This window comes from Yersinia sp. 1252 StPb PI (assembly GCF_048593885.1).
GTDB lineage: Bacteria > Pseudomonadota > Gammaproteobacteria > Enterobacterales > Enterobacteriaceae > Yersinia > Yersinia enterocolitica_E.
On sequence record NZ_JAZGQE010000274.1, the window covers coordinates 1 to 4,031 of the forward strand.

Sequence of the window (4,031 nt, forward strand, 5' to 3'; positions counted from 1 at the left end):
GAAGTTGTGCCTTGGTGCGTTTTTGAGTCAAAACATTGCGAATAACTCCGCCAGATAGACCTTAACTCAAATTAGTCATGATTATCGGCTTAGCGAGCCAACCAACCGCCATCAACCGCGATGGTGTAACCGCTGATATAATCAGATGCTTTAGATGCCAGGAAGACCACTGGGCCTTTCAGATCATCAGGTAAGCCCCAACGGCCAGCAGGGATACGGTCAAGGATCTCTTTGCTGCGTTCTTCATCTTTACGCAACTGTTGGGTATTGTTGGTCGCCATGTAACCCGGTGCCACTGCGTTCACGTTGATGCCATGTTTAGCCCACTCGTTAGCTAACAGACGGGTCACACCCATGACTGCGCTTTTCGATGCGGTGTAAGATGGCACACGGATACCACCTTGGTAAGACAGCATTGATGCCACGTTGATAATCTTGCCGCCATGGCCTTGTTTGATGAACTGTTTAGCAACCGCTTGAGACATAAAGAACACGGTTTTGATGTTAACGTTCATGACATCGTCCCAGTCCTTCTCGCTGAAGTTGATCGCATCTTCACGGCGAATGATACCGGCGTTATTGACCAGAATATCGATTTGGCCAAATTCAGCGACAGCTTGTTCTAACAGGGCAGGGATGTGCTCAATTTTGCTCAGGTCAGCCGTCAGGCTAAGGAAACGGCGGCCCAGTGCAGTCACTTTATCAATAGTTTCACGTGGCTCAACAATGTTGATACCCACGATATCACAACCGGCTTCGGCTAAACCGATCGCCATGCCTTGGCCCAAACCTGTATCACAGCCAGTAACCAGTGCAACTTTACCTTTCAATTCAAAGGAATCTAAAATCATAGCTAACATCTCTCTCAAGGCGGTCAAAGATTGCCGCGATTTCAATATTGGGGAGAAAACCGCCCAAAGGACGGATTCGGTTGGTGACGCTTAACGCAATTCGCTAACAGCGATGTGGTCCATATCACTGAAGACTTGGTTTTCACCGACCATGCCCCAGATGAAGGTATAACGCTTCGTGCCCACGCCAGAATGAATAGACCAACTTGGTGAAATCACAGCTTGTTCGTTGTGGACTAACAAATGACGTGTTTCCTGTGCCTGGCCCATCATGTGGAACACCGCTGTTTCTTCGTCCATATCAAAGTAGAAATAGACTTCCATACGACGTTCATGGGTATGACAAGGCATGGTATTCCACAGATTGCCCGGAGCCAGTTTGGTTAAACCCATGGTCAGTTGGCAGGTTGGCAACACGTCAGGCACGATGTACTTATTGATAGTGCGACGGTTGCTGGTGGCATCATCACCCAATGTTTGCGGTGCGGCCTCTGCCAACGTGATTTTTTTGTTCGGGTAAGTGGTGTGTGCTGGCGCACTGTTGTAGTAAAACTTGGCAGGTTTTGTGCTATCGATACTGCTGAACTGCACCTCTTTCGCACCTTTACCCACATACAATGCTTCTTCATTGTTAATTTCATAACGCTGACCATCAACAACGATAAATCCTGAGCCACCGATGTTGATAACGCCCAATTCGCGGCGTTCCAGAAAGTAACTGACACCCAGTTGTTTACCTACATCATCACCAATACTGACTGCTTTACTGACGGGCAAAATACCCCCGACGATGATGCGGTCAATGTGGCTATAGGTCATGGTGTACTCATCTGCGGTGAATATATTTTCGATCAAAAATTCACGGCGCAAACCGGCAGTATCAAGCTGTTTCGCGTGGTCGCTATGGATGCTTTGGCGAACTTGCATGTCAGTACCTCTTTTACAGAACAGTATCTTGGTGGGTAAAACCCAACTCAGAAAGCAAGACCGGCTCAAACAAGCGCATGATGTCGACAATTGTTGCTGACAACCTGTACTGGTCTGATGTCTGACCGAGTGTTTCTTGTAATGCTGATGATGATAGTGTTTGCGGGAAGTTAATTCAATAAAAATGAAATGATGTTTTATTATTTTTTGAGGGATGTCATGATTTTTGGATTATTTATGGCTTATCTGCCAATTTTGCCCGTAGAATGGGCAGAATTCAGCGTGAAACTGTGACTACGCTACATCAGAAACTTATTCTGCATAATGAGGTGAGACAATGAAGATGTTCTTTATTAATGATGAAACGCCATGGGAAGAGTTAGGAAATGGCATTAAACGCAAAGTAATGACTTGGAGCGATGACCTGATGATGGTCTGCGTTCACTTTGACAAAGGTGCCATTGGTACTGCACACAAACATGACATTCATGACCAGATTGCTTATGTTGCCGCAGGCAGCTTTGAAGTGGAAATTGAAGGGCAGAAACGCATATTGAAAGCGGGTGATGCGTATCGTGCCGTGAAAAATGAGATGCACGGCGCGGTATCACTGGAGGATAACAGTATTTTAATCGACACCTTTAACCCTAAGCGAGATGATTTCCTCTAAAGGGTATTCGGGCGGTTGAGTCATTGGCTCCACCGCCCTCTATCATCAATACGGTAATATTACGTTATATCTTTTTTACTCAATTGCTCTAATGATTCCAACTTAATATCAGCCAATACCCAGCGTGGGTCTGCGCGATATTCGAGGGATGGGATCACGATAGAGCGCATTCGTGCTGCTTTAGTCGCAATCATACCGTTTACCGAATCTTCCAGCGTGACGCATTGTAGCGGATCGATACCGAGATCAGCCGCAGCATTCAGATACACCTCAGGGTGCGGTTTACTGTAGGGCAGGTATTCAGCTGAAACCAGACAGTCGAACTGATTTCTAACACCTAACATGTCCAGCACACGCTCTTGCATATGGAGCGGGGATGCTGATGCCAGGCCGATTTTCAGCCCTTGTTGGCGGCAAAGGTCCAGTGCGTACTCAACGCCTGGCAGCTCCGGGCGGGTCTCTTCGACCAGTTCTATCGCCCGAACAATAATCCGGTTGCACACTTCCGCCTGACTAGGACCCTGCCATGGCATGGCTTGGAACCAAAGCTTCACCACTAAATCGATACGTAAACCCAAGGTATCGGGTAATGAATCCCGTGAGGATGTATCCAGCCCAAGATTGGTGAAAATATCGAGTTCGGCCTGTAGCCATAATGGTTCCGAATCTATCAGCAAGCCATCCATATCGAAAATTGCCGCTTTAATCGGGTGAGGGGTTGCCATTTATCATCACTCCTGTGGTTTTTTTAGCTACGGGCTGAATACTTTATCATTAACTTAATGATAAAGCGCCGAATGAGCTAGGCTTGAATTTGTGTTAAGGGTGAGAGTTATAGCAAAAATTTTGCACAAAGAGCGAATGTAGCGGGTAAACTAGAGCTACATAAGTTGTGGTATTTACAAGGAGAAGTCATGACCTATCAACAGGCTGGGCGCGTCGCTGTTATCAAACGGATTGCAGGGTGGCTCGTTTTTATTCCAGCACTGCTGTCAACATTGATCTCAATTATCAATTTTGCCTATCAATATAGTCAAAAAAGCAGCGGGATTAATGCGGTCATGTTGGATTTTATCCATGTGATGACCGATATGATTCGCTTCAATACCACTTTTCTGGATGTTTTCTGGTTCAACTCGCCAGTACCTGATCTTCAGCAGGGTTTAACCGCCGCGAATATTATGTTCTTTATCATCTATATGCTGATTTTTGTCGGTTTGTCATTACAGGCATCTGGTGCTCGTATGTCGCGGCAGGTGCGGCACATTCGTGAAGGTATTGAAGATCAATTGATTTTGGAACAAGCCAAAGGTAGCGAAGGGCGCAGCCGTGAACAGCTAGAAGAGAAGGTGGTTTTACCGCATCACACCATCTTCTTGCAGTTCTTTACCTTATATATCTTGCCGTTAGTGATTGCGGTGGTGGGGTATTTTGTTCTTAAATTGTTGGGATTGATGGCTCAAGGGTGATTCTGTAGTAAGCAAACTGTAGTAAGAAAGCCTTGCTGAGTGATATAGATATATAGAAACAAGCCAGTGTGTGACACAGCATTCTGGCCTTTTTATTGTCTATTTTATTGATAT

Annotated in this window: 5 protein-coding genes; 2 read left to right on the forward strand and 3 right to left on the reverse strand. The window is 45.9% G+C overall.

Features of this window, described 5'->3' with window-relative positions; translation table 11 throughout:
* Nucleotides 1-89 precede the first annotated feature (89 nt).
* Entirely contained in the window at nucleotides 90-851 is a 762-nt protein-coding gene (kduD, locus tag V2A85_RS22415; RefSeq protein WP_005182925.1) for a 2-dehydro-3-deoxy-D-gluconate 5-dehydrogenase KduD, read from the reverse strand.
* Nucleotides 852-941: 90 nt separating this feature from the next.
* Nucleotides 942-1,778: a 5-dehydro-4-deoxy-D-glucuronate isomerase gene (gene kduI, locus V2A85_RS22420; RefSeq protein WP_420072409.1), complete on the reverse strand. Its 837-nt coding sequence runs from the start codon at nucleotides 1,776-1,778 to the stop codon at nucleotides 942-944.
* Between the two features lie 337 nt (nucleotides 1,779-2,115).
* Between kduI and V2A85_RS22425 the strand changes: the two genes are divergently transcribed.
* On the forward strand, nucleotides 2,116-2,448 hold the full coding sequence (locus tag V2A85_RS22425) for a cupin domain-containing protein (RefSeq protein WP_032905805.1): 333 nt from the start codon (nucleotides 2,116-2,118) through the stop codon (nucleotides 2,446-2,448).
* A gap of 59 nt (nucleotides 2,449-2,507) precedes the next feature.
* Here V2A85_RS22425 and hxpB read toward each other — a convergent pair whose 3' ends face one another.
* Nucleotides 2,508-3,173: a hexitol phosphatase HxpB gene (gene hxpB, locus V2A85_RS22430; protein WP_420072410.1), complete on the reverse strand. Its 666-nt coding sequence runs from the start codon at nucleotides 3,171-3,173 to the stop codon at nucleotides 2,508-2,510.
* Between the two features lie 189 nt (nucleotides 3,174-3,362).
* Here hxpB and V2A85_RS22435 point away from each other — a divergent pair, with 189 nt between their 5' ends.
* Nucleotides 3,363-3,917 carry a YniB family protein gene (locus V2A85_RS22435; protein WP_083158671.1) on the forward strand — a complete coding sequence of 185 codons (555 nt, stop codon included), beginning with the start codon at nucleotides 3,363-3,365 and terminating at the stop codon, nucleotides 3,915-3,917.
* Nucleotides 3,918-4,031 lie beyond the last annotated feature (114 nt).